Genomic DNA, 15,097 nt, shown 5'->3' with positions numbered 1-15,097 from the left:
GTTAATGTATGTTACATTCACATTGCGACGGCGGCGCACGGATCGTCCGCGCGCGCCTGCGATGAGCGAAGGAACTGGAGAGTCCGAACATGGGCTGTCATCGTCACTCCCGCATGGGCCACGAATCTCACTATCGCTTCGGAGACGGCGGACGGCCATGGAAGCCGCTCGAGCTGCTGGCGATGGTTCTCGGCTTCATCGTCTTCTGGCCGATCGGCCTCGCCATCGTGCTCTTCAAGGTGTGGCAGCGGAAGATGGGCTATGAGGGCGATCTCTTCGCCTTCGCGCAGGAGCGCGCGGCCGATGTCCAGGCCCGCTGGAAAGAGGCGACCGGCCAGCCCAGCCCGACCGGCGGCTGGCGTGGTCCGGGCTTCATGCGCTCCTCGGGCAATGTCGCCTTCGACGATTGGCGCGAGAGCGAGCTCGCCCGCCTCGAGGAGGAGCGCCGCAAGCTCGCCGAGGCCGAGCGCGAGTTCTCCGAGCATATAGACGAGCTGCGCCGCGCTCGGGACCGCGAGGAATTCGAATCCTTCATGCGTGCGCGCCGCGATCGCGGCGAGCCGCAGAGCTGACCCATTTGCGAGATGGGCGGGTCCCGCGGGACGCGCCCTTTTTTTTAGCTTATTTGCAGCTCGTCAGCGGATCGACGCAATAAGCGACATTCTTCCAGCTGAAGACGCTGGGCGTGCGCGCGTCGATGGTCAATCGCAGCCATTCGCCCGGCGCATTGGTCGAGCCCTGGACGGTGACGCGCGTGAGATTGGGCGCCGCCGCCGCATTATGGATCTTGCCGGTCGTGCTCGACGGATCGGCGAGCGGGTGATCCGATCCATAGAGATGCGAATCGCCATTGATGAGCAGCACCGGACGACGAAAGCGCACGGCCTGGTTCGCCAGCTCGCGAACGAAACCGGCGTAGCGATCGAGCCCGTCGCCGCCCGCCGCGAGCGCGGACGGGTCCCACATATCCGCCTGCAGGCCGATCACCACAGCGGCCGCATGCTCGCGCTCGGCGAGATTGAAGGCGGCTTGCAGCCAGCGAATATCGGCGTCGGTGCGGGCGGCGATCTCCGCCTCGCGCGCGGTCTTGTCCTCCAGGCTGCTCCAGGGCAGGCCGTCATTGTCCGAGCCCGGCATGTTCACCGTCACGAAGACGGTCCGCGCATCCATCCAGATCACATTCTCGACGAATTGCGCATCGGCCGGATAGGAGGGCGAGAAATATTTCGCCTGGCTGTAGACCTCCATATCACGGAGGCCGAGCGTCCAGCCCGGCCGCGCGAAGAACAGGCTGCGCACGGCGGCCAGCTCCTGCAGCGGCTTGCCGGAAGCGGATTCTTTCGACTTGTGGCAGTCGGTCCATTCATTGTCGCCCGGCGTGTAGACGACCGGCGATTTGAACTTCTGGAAGGCCGCGAAAATCTGCTGGTTCCAGCCGGGATTCGACGCCGCGATCGGCGGCAGCGTTCCGGCGCTGGTGCAGGGCATGCTGCCGGAATGAATGTCGCCGACATGCATCACCAGGCTCACCTCGGGATCGGAATTGACCGAGTCGAGCAGCAGATTCGCATTGTTCAGAAGATTGAGATTATAGGGCCAGTCGCCGAAAACGGCGATCGTGGTCTTGTGCTCGTGGCGCGGCTCCAGGCGCCGCTCCAGGCCGCGCTCATCAGCGCCCGCGGAGACGCCGCTCGCGAGAACAGCCGCCAAAAGCGCTATCGAAAATCGTCTTGCGCGCATGAAAATCCCCCAGCTCGGCCGAGCGCGAAGATGCGCTCTGGTTTCAGCTGGCCCGATTACGACGCGCGCGTGACGGTGGGATGTCGCTCGTTGCGGCCGACGTTCCGGGCGATCGGCGATGATACGGAGAGATTCGTCGAACCGTATCTCGCGCTCGCCGCGCCATTCCAGCTAACGTTCGAGAAACGCTGGCGTTAACCAAACTTCTCGACGCCGCGTTAACGCTTCCGCCGCCATTGTCGCGGCATGGCTCGCCGTATAACGCCATTGCTGCTGCTCTCCCTCGCGCCGCTCGCCGCGGCGGGGCTGTCGGGTTGCGGATTCATGGCCAAGCCGCAGCGCCCGGCCTGGCGCGCCACCGCCGAGAACGCCTGCCTCGCCGAAAAGCGCGTGCAGCCCACCGCCTATGTGCAATTCGCGCCCGAGATCGACGGGCCGGGCATTTGCGGCCTCACCAAGCCGCTGAGGGTCACGGCGCTGCAGGGCGGCGCCGTCGCGTTCAACGCGCGGGCGACGCTCGACTGCTCCATGGTGGCCGAGCTCGACCAATGGCTCGCCGATGTGGTGCAGCCCTCGGCCATGGCGCGCTTCGGCCAGCCGGTGGCGCAGATCAATTCCATGGGCTCCTATTCCTGCCGCGGCATGAATGCGCAGGCGGGCGCGCCGCTCTCGGAACATTCCTTCGGCAATGCGCTCGATATCGGCGGCTTCGTGCTCGCCGACGGGCGCGAGATTTCCATCGTGCGCGATTGGACGCATGGCGAGCAGCAGGTGAAGGATTTTCTCGCCGAGGTGCACGGCGGCTCCTGCCGGCATTTCACCACCGTGCTGTCGCCCGGCTCCAACGCCTTTCATTACAATCATATTCATGTCGATCTCGCCATGCATGGCCGCAATGGCGATCGGCATATCTGCAAGCCGGTCCCGCGCGACGTCGCGCCTCCGCCGGGCCAGGACCCGCAGCTCGTCGCCCATGGGCCGGACGACGACGATGTCGACACGCCCGGCGCCCAGCCGCCGCTCGCCGCTTTTCAGGCGCAGGCCTCGCGCGGCGGCGTCAATGACAGCCTCATCCTCGCCGCGCCCATGCCGCCCGTGCGGCCGAAGCCCTCGGCGCTCTCGCCCGAAAGCGGGCCGAAGGATTGGGACGTCACCTCCAGCATCCGCCCCCGCGCGCGCTGATCCGCCCGCGCGGGTTGCGCGGGACGCGTGATTGCCGATATGAACATCAATCTCATAGACTAATAGTCTGCGTCAGCCGGATCGACGGCGCTAAAGAGCGAGCCTTCAGGCTCGCTCTCGACGCCATGCGAATTGAATGATGCGGAGCTTCTCGAGGAGCGACATGCAGACGAATTTCGGTCTTTTCCTGTCTCGCGGGTTTTTGCGCGCGATCGGCCTCGCGCTTTCGTTGAGCCTCGCGACTGCGGCCTCCGGCGAGACGCTGCTCAACGTCTCCTATGATCCGACGCGGGAGCTGTTCAAGGCCATCGACAAGGCCTTCGTCGCCGATTGGAAGAAGAAGACCGGCCAGGATGTGCAGATCCAGGCCTCGCACGGCGGCTCCGGCGCGCAGGCGCGCTCGGTCATAGAGGGGCTCGCCGCCGATGTGGTGACGCTCGCTCTCGCCAATGACATAGACGCCATCGCCAGCAAGACCGGCAAGATTCCGGCCGATTGGCAGAAGCGCCTGCCGAATAATTCCTCGCCCTACACTTCGACGATCGTGCTGCTCGTGCGCAAGGGCAATCCTAAGGGGATCAAGGATTGGGACGATCTCGCCAAGCCCGGCGTCGTCGTCGTCGCGCCCAATCCCAAGACCGGCGGCGGCGCGCGCTGGAACTTCCTCGCCGCCTGGGCCTATGGTTTGAAGAAGTTCGACGGCGACGAGGCCAAGACGAAAGAGCTGGTGAAGGCGATCTACAAGAACGCGCCCGTGCTCGACTCCGGCGCGCGCGGCTCCACCACCACTTTCGCGCAGCGCGGCTTCGGCGACGTTCTCATCGCCTGGGAGAACGAAGCCTTTCTCGCCATCGACGAGTTCGGCAAGAACAAATTCGAAATCGTGGTTCCGTCGCTGTCCATTCTCGCCGAGCCGGCGGTGTCGATCGTCGACGGCAATGTGGACGCCAAGGGAACGCGCAAGGCCGCGGAAGCCTATCTCGGCTTCCTCTACACGCCGGCCGGTCAGGCGCTCATCGCCAAGCAAGGCTATCGCCCGTCGAAGCCGGAGTTCGCCGCGCCGGAAGATTTGAAGCGCTTTCACAAGCTCGATCTGGTGACAATCGACAAGACTTTCGGCGGCTGGCCGGCGGCGCAGAAGAAATTCTTCGTCGATGGCGCGCTCTTCGACGAGATGCAGAAGCCCTGACGCGAAAGCGGCGGACGCTGGAGGTCCGCCGCTCTTTCCCTTTTTTCGTCAGTGCGCGGCGACGCTCGCCTGGCCTTGCAGCTTGCGCAGCAGCTTTTGCGTCACCTCGCCGGTGACGGGAAGGTGATTTTCGCGCTCATATTTCTCGATCGCCTGCTTCGTCGCGCCGCCCATCTTGCCATCCGCATGCAGCGCATAGCCGAGCTTGGCGAGCGCGCGCTGCGCGACCTGCACATTCTTATCGGCCTCGTCGGCCTTGGGCGCGGCCTTATGCGCATTGCCGAGCAGCGCGCCGATCGCGTCGCGCTTCTCGCCGCGCGCCTGCTCCGGCTTCGCCGCGGGCTTGGGCGCCGCCGCATGGGGTACGAGCGCGGGCTGGATGGATTGCGGCTGGGCGGCGGGCGCTGTCGCGGTCTGCGGGCGCGCGGGCGGCAGCGGCGCCGGCGCCTCGACCGCAGCGCGGGACTCCGGCGCGCGGGACTCGGGCGCAAAGGCGCGGAAGAGCGGCGCCGGATGGCGGCCGTCCTGGAAATAGAGCGCGTTCAGCGGCACGCCGATCGCCGTCGCGCCGGCGAGGCAGAGAAACACGACGCCGCGTCGGCGTCCGCCGAACAGCCTGGTCAGCGCGCCTTTCTTATTGGCCTTCGCCTTGTCCTTGGCGCCGCGGCCGCGCCGCTGCGTCTCGCCGCGATCCTCGTCGCGGAGCAAAAAATCATGATTTGTGGCTGCGAGAGCTTCACGCAATTTTCTTCACCCTGTCTTCGGCGGCCTCGAGCTCCTCGGCGGGACGAATGACGCCGCGGCGGGCGATCGTCTCGATCCTGGCGAGAGCGGGGGCCTTGTTCTGAAAGGGACGGCAATCGAGGGGCAGGCGCACGGTGACGCTGGTGCCGCTGCGCGGCGCGCTTTCCACCGCAATGGTTCCGCCATGCAGTCCGACGAGGCCGCGCACCACGGAGAGGCCGAGGCCGGTGCCTTCATAGGCGCGATCATGGCTGGCGCTGGCCTGGAAGAAAGGATCGCCGAGCCGGCCGAGATCGGAGGCGGAAATGCCGATGCCGCTGTCTGTGACGGAGAGCGCGAGGCAATTGCCGTCCGGAGCGAGGCGGATGCGCACGCGGCCATTGGCGGGCGTGAACTTCACGGCGTTGGAGAGGAGATTGATGAGGATCTGCTTGCAGGCGCGCTTATCGCCGACGATTTCCTCGAGCCGCTCGGGATAATCGCGCGAGAGAGTCACCTGGCCTTGCTCGGCCTTCAGCTGCATCATGCTCACGCATTGATCGACGAGCTCGGGCAGAGAGAAGGGCTCGGGCGAGAGCTGCATCGAGCCCGATTCGATCTTCGACATGTCGAGGATGGTGTTGACGACGGCGAGCAGATGCTGGCCCGAATTGCGGATGATCTCCGCATATTCGCGGCGCTTGGCCGGATCGGCCGGCGCGAGCTGCTCGCTCGCCAGCATTTCCGAGAAGCCGATGATGGCGTTGAGCGGCGTGCGCAGCTCATGGCTGACATTGGCGAGGAAGCGCGTCTTGCCGGCGGCGGCCATCTCGCTCTCGCGGCGCGCCGCCTCTATCGTCTCGGCGGCGTGACGCTGCGCCGTCACATCGCGCAGAATGCAGACGACGCCGGCCGCGCGCTCGCCGTCGGCGGCCTCCACCAGGCTGCTGCGCGCCTCGAAGAAATGAAACACCGGCTCGACGAACTCGCCGCGCTCGTTGCGCGCATGGCCGATGCGCAGCCGCAGCGTGGCGCGCATCGCCTCGCCGGTGGCGATGGCGTCGGAGACGAGCTTGAGGAAGGCCGGACGATCGCCGACATGGACGCGCTGGAAAAAGCCGCGCCCCATCAATTCGCGCGCGTCGAGCCCATAGGCCTTGGCGGCCTCTCCGACGACAGAGGCGACCGCGCCGCCCTCGTCGAAGCCGATGACGAGATCGCCCGCCGCCTCGGAGACGAGCCGCAGATCGCGACGATTGCGCGCCTCCGCCTCGGCGCGGACCGTCTCGACCTTCCCCGCGCTGCGGGCGAGCAGCACGACATAGAGGACCAGCGGCGCCGCCAGCAGCGTCTCGAAAAATCCGCCGCCGGTCGCCGCCGTGAGGGCCGCGACGGCGAGCATGGCGAGAGCGGCCGAGGCCGTCGCCGAAACGAGGATGAGATCGCAGGCGAATGTCGCCTCTATGAGAGCGAGCGCGCCGAAGGGCGCCGCCGCGCCGACATGCGCGCCGGTGAAGAGGCAGGCCGCGGCCAGCGCCAGCCAGCCGAAGGCGGCGATGGATTGGGCGGTCCTCAAATTGTCGAGGCGCAGCAGGGCGACCACCGACAGCAGCGGCAATTGCGCCAGAGCGAAGATCGCGCTCTCGCCGAGCGTCGGCGCGCCATTGACGACGATCCACAGCGGCGCCGCGATCAGCACGCCGGCGGCCAGAACGAGATGAGACAGGAGGAAGGCTTCGCGACGCGCGCGCTCCATCGAATCGATCGCCCGCCCGGATTGCGCCAGACGCTCGATCCATTCATTCGACACGGTCGCCCAAGGTGCAGCTGGCTTACGCAAAATCACACGCTCCCGATTGAGGGCAATGTGACAAATCGGTCTTAAGTGACTGCTAAACCGACCACAGAAATGGAAGATTTCGGTTTTTACGGGCACTGAACGGCGCATATGGTTTGCGACTTCTTAGCCCCGCGCCGCATTTACGAAGCGGTAACGGCGGCGCGCCATCGTTTCTCTCGCGCGCGGCGGCTCCCCGCCGGCGAAGCGAGGCGGCGGCCGTGGGATTTCTCTTCAAGAGTCTGTTTTTCTTTGGGGTTATCTGTCTCGTCATTCTGCGTGACGCCGAGCGGCGACCTGCGCCGCGCGACCCCGCCGTGGCGGCGCGGGTCCCCGCTGCGGCCTCGGTCATTCCTCCCGCCAGACCTCGGGCTTCCGCCAAATCCGAGCCCTCGAAATCCGAGCCCTCGCCCGTCGGCTTGGCGCGCGATGCGCTCGCCGATCTCGCCGAGGAGGCGTCCAGCCGAATCGTCGCAGTCGCGCGTGACCATTGCATGGCGCATCCGATGGATTGCCTGCAGGCGGCGGAGCGAATCAGCCGCGCGACGGCGGCGGTCGAGCCGCCGCGCCGGCCCGCCGGTCTCGGCGCGGCGCCGTGATTGCATCATCGCTGGCGATTGCGCCAAAACGGACAGTAGCCATATAACTGTCGGAAAGGCGTCTCGAGCGGGCGAGCGAACAATGGTGATAGACGAGATCATCGGCAATTTCGAAATGCTCGACGAGTGGGAGGATCGGTATCGATATCTCATCGAGCTCGGCCGCACTCTCGAGCCGCTGCCGGAGGAAGCCCACACCGAGGAGAACAAGGTGCGCGGCTGCGCGAGCCAGGTCTGGCTCGACAGCAAGGTGATTCGCGAGGGCCGCGGCGCGCCGATCCTGTCGCTGCGCGGCGACAGCGACGCTCATATCGTGCGCGGCCTGGTCGCGTTGATTCTGGCGCTCTATTCCGGCCGTCCGGCCGATGAGATCGCCGGTCTCGACGCCATGCCGCTGTTCACCGAGCTCGGCCTCGCCCAGCATCTGACGCCTCAGCGCAGCAATGGCGTCCGCTCCATGGTCGAGCGCATCAAGAACGAGGCGCGCGCCGCTCTGGCGGCGTGAGGCTCGTCCGTCCTGCTCGGCGGCTATCGGATTCACGCATCGCTAGACACTGTGGCCGTCATGGCCGGGCTTGTCCCGGCCATCCACGCCAAGCAGCTGAGAAACCGAAGGAAAACGCCCGCTATCGACGGATTCATTCTCCCTGGCGGACGCCATCGGAGCTTCGGAGTTACGCGAACCTTCTAAGACGCCTCGGCGTCCCGGCGTGGATGGCCGGGCCAAGCCCGGCCATGACGTCGCGGGGACGAGGGCGAGGAGGTGTGTGCTTCGATCGCCGCTCGACGGAGAGAGGGGCGCCTCTGGCGCATCGTCCCGAAAAGTGCGAAGCGATTTTCGCAATCGAACGCGCAAGTCCAAATAGGGGCCGGCGCCGCGCGCATTCCGCTCGGCGCCGTCGGGCATGACCGAAAATCCACATGTGACCTTCGTCCTCGGCGGCGCTCGCTCCGGCAAGAGCGCCTTCGCAGAGCGGCTCGTGACCGCCGAGCCCGGCCCCTGGACCTATATCGCCACGGCGCAGGCTTTCGACGAGGAGATGCAGATCCGAATCGCCGCGCATAGAGAGCGGCGCCCCGGGGATTGGCGCACGGTCGAGGCGCCGCAGGCGCTCGCCGCGGCCATTGGCGAGGCCCCCGCGGAGCTTCCGCTGCTGGTCGATTGCCTCACGCTGTGGCTGACCAATCGCTTGCTCGCCGAAGCGGATTTGCGCGCCGATCGCGCGACGCTGCTCGAAGCGCTCGCCGAGCGGCGGGCGCCGACCGTGCTCGTCTCCTCCGAGGTCGGCCTCTCCATTGTGCCGGAGAATGCGCTGGCGCGGCGCTTTCGCGACGCCGCCGGCGAGCTGCATCAGGCTGTCGCCACAGCGGCGGGGAGGCTCTATCTCGTCGTCGCCGGTTATCCGCTCACGGTGAAGTGACGGGCAGTCAGGCGCTCGGTCACCTTCTCCAGCATGGCCGGATCATCCATGGCGCGGGCGAGCAGCACGCCGCCCTCGAAAGCCGCGAGCATAGCCTCCGCCTCGGCCGCCTCGCCGCGCAGGGCGAGGCGGAGCCAGGCCAGCGTCTCGGCGAAGAAACGCCGCGCTTCCGCGCCGACATCGGAAGGCAGGCCGCCCACTTCCGCCGCCAACATGCCGAAAAGGCACATGCGTTTCTTTTCCGCCACGGTGCGGCGGAACATTTCCGCCACCAGAGCCACGGCCTCCGCCGGCGTTCGCGACTGCGGATCGCCCAGCTCCGCGAGGCAAAGATCGGCGTAGCGCCGCGCCACGGCGGCGACCAGCGCCGGCTTGGTGGGGAAAAAATAATGGACGCTGGCGCTCTTCACCCCGACATCCGCGGCGATGTCGCGAAAGCTCACGCCATTATAGCCGTAGCGGCAGAGCCGCTCCTCCGCGCTGTCCAGAATCCTCGCGGCCGTCGCCTCGCCGCGTCGCGCAGTCGTCATTCTGCTCCGTCCTTCCGCCGGGGGAGTAGCGCCATTGACAGGCTCTTCGTCAATGGCGCATGGTGTTAACCTATCATCTGATAGGTAGGCTCTATTCACAAGGAGGGAAGGCCATGTACGATATGCAGAATGTGAAGCGGCTCAAAAAGATCGGCGACTCTGCGCCGGCCGCCTGGGAGGCCTTCAAGCAATTCGACGCCGCGGCCATGGCAGATGGCGCTATTCCAAAGAAATACAAGGAGCTGATCGCGCTCGCCGTGGCCATGACGACGCAATGCGCCTATTGCCTCGAGATCCATCGCAAGCAGGCCATCGCCGCCGGCGCGACCGAGACGGAGCTGGCCGAGACGGTCTTCATCGCCGCGGCGCTGCGCGCCGGCGCCGCCGTCACCCATGGAACCCATGTCGCCGGCGTGGAGTGACGGCGCGGCGCGCCGCTCGGAAACGCGCTAGAGCCTTTCCGGTTCGGATCGAACCGAAAAGACTCTAGAGTCTTGGTTCTGTCGTGTTTTCTTCACGCGAACCGGTTCCCACTTCGCTCGAAAACACTCTATTGCGCCGCCAGCCGATCGGCGGCGGCCAATATTTCCGCCAGCGTGAAATCCGTGCGGCCCTCGAAGCTCTGAAAAATCGCCTCTATGCGCGGCAGATCGGCGAGGCTCTCGACGCCGAGCCGCACATCCGGCCGCGCGACCTCCGGCGGGGCCTTCAGGCTCAACGGGCGATAGATTCGGCCGTGCTCGCGCAGAAAAGCCGGGCCGCGGCGACGCTGCTCCGGCTCGCCGCAACGTTTCTCGGCCTCGGTCAGCGCGGCGGCGGTGAAGCCGTCGATCTCCATGCCGCGCGGATAGGCCGGCGCCAGAGTGTTGCCGATCCAATCCAGCATTCCATCGGTCATTTGCAGCAGATCGGCGACCTGGGTGACGAGCGCCGGATCGATGAGCGGATTGCGGGCGTCGAGCGAGACGCCGCCCTTGGCAGCGGCCGCCGCCATCGCCGCGAGCTGGCGGCCGATGAGATCGTCGCGCGCGCCGGTCTGGCATGGCGTTCCGCGCGCGGCGCAAAATTCGCGGATCGGCGCATCGTCCGGCTCATCGCTGGTGGTGACGACGATGCCGGCGAGCTTTTCCGCATGGGCGAGACGATCGAGCAGCCGTCCCAGCAGCGGCGCGCCGGCGAGCGGCGCAAGCACGCCGGTCGCTCGGCCGTCCTGCGTCGTCGCGGCGGAGATGATGGCGAGGACGTTCATGAACGCCGCCTTTCGTGAGCGGCCGCCCTCGGCGGCCTTCCTCGCACGATAAAAGCAAGCGATACGCCAGCTCGCCGCTCGCTCAATCCTGCGAGAGCGGCTCGCCTTCCTCGCGCGGCTCCGGCAGCGGCTCCAGCGGCGGCTCGCCGCGGGCGCGTTGCGCGGCGCGCTCCAGCATCTGCATGAAGTCGTCTATGTCCGTCTCGCGCGTGCGGTGATTGAAGATCGCCGCGCGGATCGTCGGATGCCCGTCGAGCAGAGTGAGCGAGGGCGCCGCCTCGCCGCTCTCATGCAGCTCCATCACGATCTCGCGATTGAGCCGGCCGCTCTCATCGTCGTCCTTCACGCCGAAGCAGACGACATTGAGCGCCACCGGCGCGCGCATCTCGAAAGTCTGCGAGGCTTCGATATGGCCGCGCAGCCGCTGCGCCAATGCGCAGCTTTTTTCGATGCAGGCGCCGAGCTGCTGCGCGCCGAAGACTTCTATGGTGAACCAGGTCTTCAGCGCGCGAAAGCCGCGCGAGAGATCGGCGCCGAGATCGCAAGGCCATATCTCGCCGGCCGCGAGCCCGCGCGGCGCGCGCGTCAGATAGGCGGCGTTGGCGGCGAAGGCGCGGCGATGCGCCTCCGGGTCGCGGACGAGGAAGAAGCCCGCGTCATAGGGCACATGCAGCCATTTGTGGAAATCGAAGGCGATGGAATCGGCGCGCTCGAGGCCCTTCACCAATGGCTTCAGCGCCGGCGAGAGAACGGCCAGCGCGCCGAAGGCGCCGTCGATATGGAACCAGAGATCTTCCGCCTTCGCTATGTCGGCGAGCGCGTCGAGATCGTCGATCGCGCCGGTATCGACGGAGCCCGCCGTGCCGACGACGAGAAACGGATGCAGCCCCGCGGCGCGATCCTCGGCAATGGCGCGCTTCAGCTCGTCGATGCGCAGCGAATGAGAACTGTCCGACTCGATGAGCCGCAAATGGCGCGCGCCGAGGCCGGCCAGCTCCATGGCCTGCCGCACGCAATTATGCGCCTCGCGCGAGGCATAGGCGACCAATTGCTCCTCGAGCGCCTTCAGCCCGTTCTTGCGCACATTCTTTTCGCCGAGCGCATGCTCGCGCGCGACCAGCAGCGACAGGAAATTGGCGATCGAAGTGCCGGTGACGAAGACGCCGGACGCATCCAGGGGGAAGCCGAAGGCCTCCGCCATCCAGGCGGCGATCTGCCGCTCGACGTCGAGCGCGATATGGTTGCGGCCGCCGCAATTGGAGTTGAGCCCGGCCGCGAGCATTTCCGCGATCATGCCCACGGGCGTGCCGGCGCCCTGCGCCCAGCCCATGAACAGCGGATGGATATTGCCATTGGCGTAGGGCTGGATGAAGCGCTCGAAATCTTCCAGCGCGGCGGAGAGGCCATGGCCCTCGGCCGGCAGCGGGCGCCGGAAGCGCTCGCGCGCCTCCGCTGAAGGCTCGCGCCAGACCGGCCGCTCGCGCAGAGTGGCGAGATGGTCGATCATGGCGTCGAGCGCGCGATGGCTCTCGGCGCGGAACGCCTCCCAATCCGTGGGATCGAGATCCGCGGGCGAGGCGTCGGCGGGCGCCGGGACGGCCGCGCCGATCGGCTTCGGCGGCCGTTGTGAGTGGTTCATTCCCGCTTCATCCCCGGGAGCTTCGTAAGTGGGACAGGACTAATCAGCTTTCGCGCTGCGAAGCAATATCGCCGCCGAAAGTGGCGCAGCTTCCGCTCTCGCCCGGGCCGTCCGCCCCGGCCAGCCGGGCGACCTCCGCCCGCACCACCGGCAGGAGCTCCGCCGCGAACCAGGGATTGCGCTTCAGCCAGCCCGTGTTGCGCCAGGAGGGATGCGGCAGCGGGATGATCTTCGGGGTGAGCGCCGAAAACTCCCGCCAGCGGCCGACCGTTTCAGTGACGCTCGCGCTCGCGCGCAGCGCGACGCCGAGACGGCGCAGATGATAGGCCTGCGCATATTTGCCGACCGCCAGAATTGTCTCCACCCGCGGCAGCGCCGAAAACAGCGCGTCGCGCCAATGTGGCGCGCATTCCCGGCGCGGCGGCAGATCGCCGCCATGGGCGTCATAGCCCGGAAAGCAGAAGCTCATCGCGGCCACGCCGATGCGCGAGACATCGTAGAAAGTCTCGCGGTCGACGCCCATCCAATCGCGCAGCCGATCGCCGGACGGATCGTCGAAGGGAAGGCCGGAGCGATGCACGCGCATTCCGGGGGCCTGGCTGGCGATCAGCAGCCGCGCGCGCGGCGAGACGCGCAGCACCGGCCGCGGCTCATGCGGCAGAGGCGCGCCCTGCGGCCGCTCGACGCAGATGCGGCAGGCGCCGACATCGGCGACGAGCGCGGCCAGAGCGGTTTCGCTTTCGGTGGAAAAGGTCACTTTTGCGTTCCCTCGCGGGACCATTCCATCAAATTCGACAAATGTCGTGAGTCCCCCGTTAACGTTTCCGTCCCATTATCGGCGACGCTCGACCTGACGCCTAGATTGCGGGGATTTATTTCGGCTTCTGGAAAGGGTCGTGACGGCGTTTCCCTTTTCGGGGTCGCCGTTCGAAGGCGAGAATTTCGTTGCTTGCGGGTCCAGCGTATCATGAATGACATAACCGCCGAGATGATCGAGCGAGGCCGGGGCAAGGATCCGCGCATCGTCGCCGAGCGCCGTCGCCGCAGCGCCGAGGTGCGCGCGGCGCGTGAGAAGCTCACCACCTCGGACACCGGCCATCGCGGCTGCGACGTCGGCCTGCTGCGCGCCTACGCTTCCGCCCGCATCCATTCCGCCGTGCCGGCCACGGCGCTCATCGCCATGGTCGCGGCGCTCACCCGCTATTGGATGGAGGGCGAGCTCGACGTCATCTGGACCGTGCTCGCCTTCTCCAGCCTGCTGCTGTGCTATGGCCTCGCCAAGAAGCTCGAGCGTCTTTCCGACGACGAGATCAATGTGGTCGGCTGGCGCAGCAAATTCGTCGCCGCGGAATTTCTGCACGGCCTCGTCTGGGCGGCGATGGCGCTGCTGCTGCTGCAGGCGAGCGACCCCAACGCCAAGGCTTTCGTCACCGCCATGCTGATGTTGGCGGCGGCCTTCAATACTATGGTGACGGCGACCATACCCTTCGCCGTCTATGCGACGATCACGCCCATGTCGCTCGCCATCGTCGTCTGCCTGCGCATAGACGGGATAGAGGATACGAGCCTCTCGCTGCTGGCGCTGGTGGGCGCGGCGCAGGTCTTCTTCGTCGTGCTGGCCAAGCGCTTTCACCATGTGACGCGCGAGAGCCTGTTCTTCCGTATCGAGAAGGACGATCTCATCGGCGAGCTCGAGCACGCCAAGGCCAATTCCGACGAGGCCCGCCGCCGCGCCGAGGAGGCCAATCTCGCCAAATCGCGCTTCCTCGCCACAATGAGCCATGAGCTGCGCACGCCGCTCAACGCCATTCTCGGCTTCTCGGAAGTGCTGAAGAACGAGCTTTTCGGCGTCCACGCCGTGGCGGCCTATAAGGATTACTCGCAGGACATTCACTCGAGCGGCCAGCATCTCCTGATGCTCATCAATGAGATTCTCGATCTCTCGCGCGTCGAGGCGGGCCGCTACGAGCTGAAGGAAGAGAGCGTGTCGCTCGCCGGCGTCGTCGAGGATTGCCGCCATCTGCTGACCATTCGCGCGCAAAAGCGCGGCATAGAGATGATCGAGGCCAAGGAGCCCGATCTCCCGCGCATTTGGGCGGATGAGCGCGCGGTGCGGCAGATCGTGCTGAACCTCCTGACTAACGCCATCAAATTCACGCCGCAGGGCGGCCAGGTGACGCTCAAGATCGGCTGGACCAGCGCCGGCGGGCAATATGTGGCGATTCGCGACACGGGTCCGGGCATTCCAGAGGAGGAGATCGCCGTCGTCATGTCCTCCTTCGGCCGCGGCACGCTGGCCCAGAAGAATGCGGAGGAAGGCACCGGCCTCGGCCTGCCCATCGTCAAGGGCCTCGTCGATCTGCACGGCGGTCTGTTCAAGCTGAAGTCGAGAGTGCGCGAAGGCACGGAAGCGATCGTCGTCTTCCCGCCGGAGCGCGTGATGAACGCGCTGCCGAAATTCGACGACGACGCCCCGCAATTCGCCAGCCTCGAGCGGCGGAGGAATGCGGCGGCGTGAGGACGCCAGACGCGATTTGAGCTAAAATTGCCTCCCAAAGCTAGAGAAGGCAGGCGATATGACGGATATCGCGCGTGACATCCATGGCGTTCGCACGCTGCTCTGCTGCGCAGAGGGCGCAAAGCTCGAGACGGAGCGCGACGCCAATGCTTTCGTGAGCGCGGCCTGGGAACATCAGGCGAATTTGATGGCCATACCGGTGGCCCGTCTAACGGAAGACTTCTTTCGCCTCGAAACGCGCATCGCGGGCGAAACGATTCAGAAATTCGTCAACTACAGTCTTCGGTTGGCGATCGTCGGGGATATATCCGCTCATACGGATCGAAGCCGATCGACGCGCGATTTCGTCTATGAAGCGAATCTTGGGCGATCCATATGGTTCGTCGACGATATCCAAGCGCTGACTCGCAAGCTCTCGGCGCTGCGTTCCTGACGCTTCCGCCGGCGGCGAACCATATAGAGGCATTGTG

16 protein-coding genes are annotated in these 15,097 nt (G+C 66.3%); 9 read left to right on the top strand and 7 right to left on the bottom strand.

What is annotated here, in order from left to right; genetic code table 11:
* Positions 1–89: 89 nt before the first annotated feature.
* Positions 90–572, top strand: a complete 483-nt coding sequence (locus METLW3_RS0118745) for a DUF2852 domain-containing protein (protein ID WP_024881354.1) — start codon at positions 90–92, stop codon at positions 570–572.
* A gap of 49 nt (positions 573–621) precedes the next feature.
* Here METLW3_RS0118745 and METLW3_RS0118740 read toward each other — a convergent pair whose 3' ends face one another.
* The gene (locus METLW3_RS0118740) at positions 622–1,710 is read right to left on the bottom strand and encodes a metallophosphoesterase (protein WP_024881353.1); all 1,089 of its coding nucleotides are present in this window, start codon (positions 1,708–1,710) and stop codon (positions 622–624) included.
* A 276-nt stretch (positions 1,711–1,986) separates the two neighbouring features.
* Between METLW3_RS0118740 and METLW3_RS0118730 the strand changes: the two genes are divergently transcribed.
* Positions 1,987–2,922 (top strand): extensin family protein, encoded by a 936-nt coding sequence (locus METLW3_RS0118730; RefSeq protein WP_024881351.1) that lies wholly within the window; start codon positions 1,987–1,989, stop codon positions 2,920–2,922.
* 163 nt (positions 2,923–3,085) lie between these two features.
* Positions 3,086–4,111: a sulfate ABC transporter substrate-binding protein gene (locus METLW3_RS0118725; protein ID WP_084484897.1), complete on the top strand. Its 1,026-nt coding sequence runs from the start codon at positions 3,086–3,088 to the stop codon at positions 4,109–4,111.
* Between the two features lie 48 nt (positions 4,112–4,159).
* On the opposite strand, the gene METLW3_RS25875 is transcribed toward METLW3_RS0118725, so the two are convergent.
* Both METLW3_RS25875 and METLW3_RS0118715 read right to left on the bottom strand, forming a co-directional pair.
* A complete protein-coding gene (locus tag METLW3_RS25875; RefSeq protein ID WP_024881349.1) occupies positions 4,160–4,855 on the bottom strand; it encodes a peptidoglycan-binding domain-containing protein in 696 nt (231 codons plus the stop codon).
* Positions 4,848–6,680 (bottom strand): ATP-binding protein, encoded by a 1,833-nt coding sequence (locus tag METLW3_RS0118715; RefSeq protein ID WP_245267413.1) that lies wholly within the window; start codon positions 6,678–6,680, stop codon positions 4,848–4,850. Before METLW3_RS0118715 ends, METLW3_RS25875 begins: the two co-directional genes overlap by 8 nt.
* Positions 6,681–6,892: 212 nt before the next feature.
* Here METLW3_RS0118715 and METLW3_RS0118710 point away from each other — a divergent pair, with 212 nt between their 5' ends.
* The 3 genes from METLW3_RS0118710 to cobU all read left to right on the top strand — a co-directional run bounded on the left by METLW3_RS0118710 (position 6,893) and on the right by cobU (position 8,691).
* Positions 6,893–7,270 (top strand): hypothetical protein, encoded by a 378-nt coding sequence (locus METLW3_RS0118710; protein ID WP_024881347.1) that lies wholly within the window; start codon positions 6,893–6,895, stop codon positions 7,268–7,270.
* Between the two features lie 82 nt (positions 7,271–7,352).
* Entirely contained in the window at positions 7,353–7,775 is a 423-nt protein-coding gene (locus METLW3_RS0118705) for a SufE family protein (RefSeq protein WP_024881346.1), read from the top strand.
* Between the two features lie 400 nt (positions 7,776–8,175).
* Positions 8,176–8,691 (top strand): bifunctional adenosylcobinamide kinase/adenosylcobinamide-phosphate guanylyltransferase, encoded by a 516-nt coding sequence (gene cobU, locus METLW3_RS0118700; RefSeq protein ID WP_024881345.1) that lies wholly within the window; start codon positions 8,176–8,178, stop codon positions 8,689–8,691.
* Here the strand turns inward: cobU and METLW3_RS0118695 are convergent.
* Positions 8,670–9,221: a TetR/AcrR family transcriptional regulator gene (locus METLW3_RS0118695; RefSeq protein ID WP_024881344.1), complete on the bottom strand. Its 552-nt coding sequence runs from the start codon at positions 9,219–9,221 to the stop codon at positions 8,670–8,672. The two genes, cobU and METLW3_RS0118695, sit on opposite strands and share 22 nt — an antisense overlap.
* Before the next feature lie 113 nt (positions 9,222–9,334).
* Between METLW3_RS0118695 and METLW3_RS0118690 the strand changes: the two genes are divergently transcribed.
* Positions 9,335–9,643, top strand: a complete 309-nt coding sequence (locus METLW3_RS0118690) for a carboxymuconolactone decarboxylase family protein (protein WP_024881343.1) — start codon at positions 9,335–9,337, stop codon at positions 9,641–9,643.
* A 128-nt stretch (positions 9,644–9,771) separates the two neighbouring features.
* Here METLW3_RS0118690 and METLW3_RS0118685 read toward each other — a convergent pair whose 3' ends face one another.
* From METLW3_RS0118685 to METLW3_RS0118675, 3 genes are all read right to left on the bottom strand, one after another.
* Entirely contained in the window at positions 9,772–10,470 is a 699-nt protein-coding gene (locus METLW3_RS0118685; RefSeq protein ID WP_024881342.1) for a spore coat biosynthesis protein F, read from the bottom strand.
* Between the two features lie 82 nt (positions 10,471–10,552).
* A complete protein-coding gene (locus tag METLW3_RS0118680; RefSeq protein ID WP_024881341.1) occupies positions 10,553–12,109 on the bottom strand; it encodes a pyridoxal-dependent decarboxylase in 1,557 nt (518 codons plus the stop codon).
* A gap of 43 nt (positions 12,110–12,152) precedes the next feature.
* The gene (locus METLW3_RS0118675; RefSeq protein ID WP_024881340.1) at positions 12,153–12,866 is read right to left on the bottom strand and encodes a uracil-DNA glycosylase family protein; all 714 of its coding nucleotides are present in this window, start codon (positions 12,864–12,866) and stop codon (positions 12,153–12,155) included.
* A gap of 210 nt (positions 12,867–13,076) precedes the next feature.
* Here METLW3_RS0118675 and METLW3_RS0118670 point away from each other — a divergent pair, with 210 nt between their 5' ends.
* Both METLW3_RS0118670 and METLW3_RS0118665 read left to right on the top strand, forming a co-directional pair.
* Positions 13,077–14,627: an ATP-binding protein gene (locus tag METLW3_RS0118670; RefSeq protein ID WP_024881339.1), complete on the top strand. Its 1,551-nt coding sequence runs from the start codon at positions 13,077–13,079 to the stop codon at positions 14,625–14,627.
* A 58-nt stretch (positions 14,628–14,685) separates the two neighbouring features.
* On the top strand, positions 14,686–15,060 hold the full coding sequence (locus tag METLW3_RS0118665) for a DUF4180 domain-containing protein (RefSeq protein ID WP_024881338.1): 375 nt from the start codon (positions 14,686–14,688) through the stop codon (positions 15,058–15,060).
* The last annotated feature ends 37 nt before the right edge of the window (positions 15,061–15,097 follow it).

Source organism: Methylosinus sp. LW3 (assembly GCF_000527115.1).
GTDB lineage: Bacteria > Pseudomonadota > Alphaproteobacteria > Rhizobiales > Beijerinckiaceae > Methylosinus.
Note: the sequence above shows the minus strand (reverse complement) of the source record. Positions and strands in the feature narration are given on the sequence as shown.

Excerpts from the sequence above, each read along its gene's own strand:
- METLW3_RS0118745 (WP_024881354.1), top strand. The coding sequence starts at position 90 with ATGGGCTGTCATCGTCACTCCCGCATGGGCCACGAATCTCACTATCGC.
- METLW3_RS0118730 (WP_024881351.1), top strand. The coding sequence starts at position 1,987 with ATGGCTCGCCGTATAACGCCATTGCTGCTGCTCTCCCTCGCGCCGCTC.
- METLW3_RS0118725 (WP_084484897.1), top strand. The coding sequence starts at position 3,086 with ATGCAGACGAATTTCGGTCTTTTCCTGTCTCGCGGGTTTTTGCGCGCG.
- METLW3_RS0118705 (WP_024881346.1), top strand. The coding sequence starts at position 7,353 with ATGGTGATAGACGAGATCATCGGCAATTTCGAAATGCTCGACGAGTGG.
- cobU (WP_024881345.1), top strand. The coding sequence starts at position 8,176 with ATGACCGAAAATCCACATGTGACCTTCGTCCTCGGCGGCGCTCGCTCC.
- METLW3_RS0118695 (WP_024881344.1), bottom strand. The coding sequence starts at position 9,221 with ATGACGACTGCGCGACGCGGCGAGGCGACGGCCGCGAGGATTCTGGAC.
- METLW3_RS0118690 (WP_024881343.1), top strand. The coding sequence starts at position 9,335 with ATGTACGATATGCAGAATGTGAAGCGGCTCAAAAAGATCGGCGACTCT.
- METLW3_RS0118685 (WP_024881342.1), bottom strand. The coding sequence starts at position 10,470 with ATGAACGTCCTCGCCATCATCTCCGCCGCGACGACGCAGGACGGCCGA.
- METLW3_RS0118680 (WP_024881341.1), bottom strand. The coding sequence starts at position 12,109 with ATGAACCACTCACAACGGCCGCCGAAGCCGATCGGCGCGGCCGTCCCG.
- METLW3_RS0118670 (WP_024881339.1), top strand. The coding sequence starts at position 13,077 with ATGAATGACATAACCGCCGAGATGATCGAGCGAGGCCGGGGCAAGGAT.
- METLW3_RS0118665 (WP_024881338.1), top strand. The coding sequence starts at position 14,686 with ATGACGGATATCGCGCGTGACATCCATGGCGTTCGCACGCTGCTCTGC.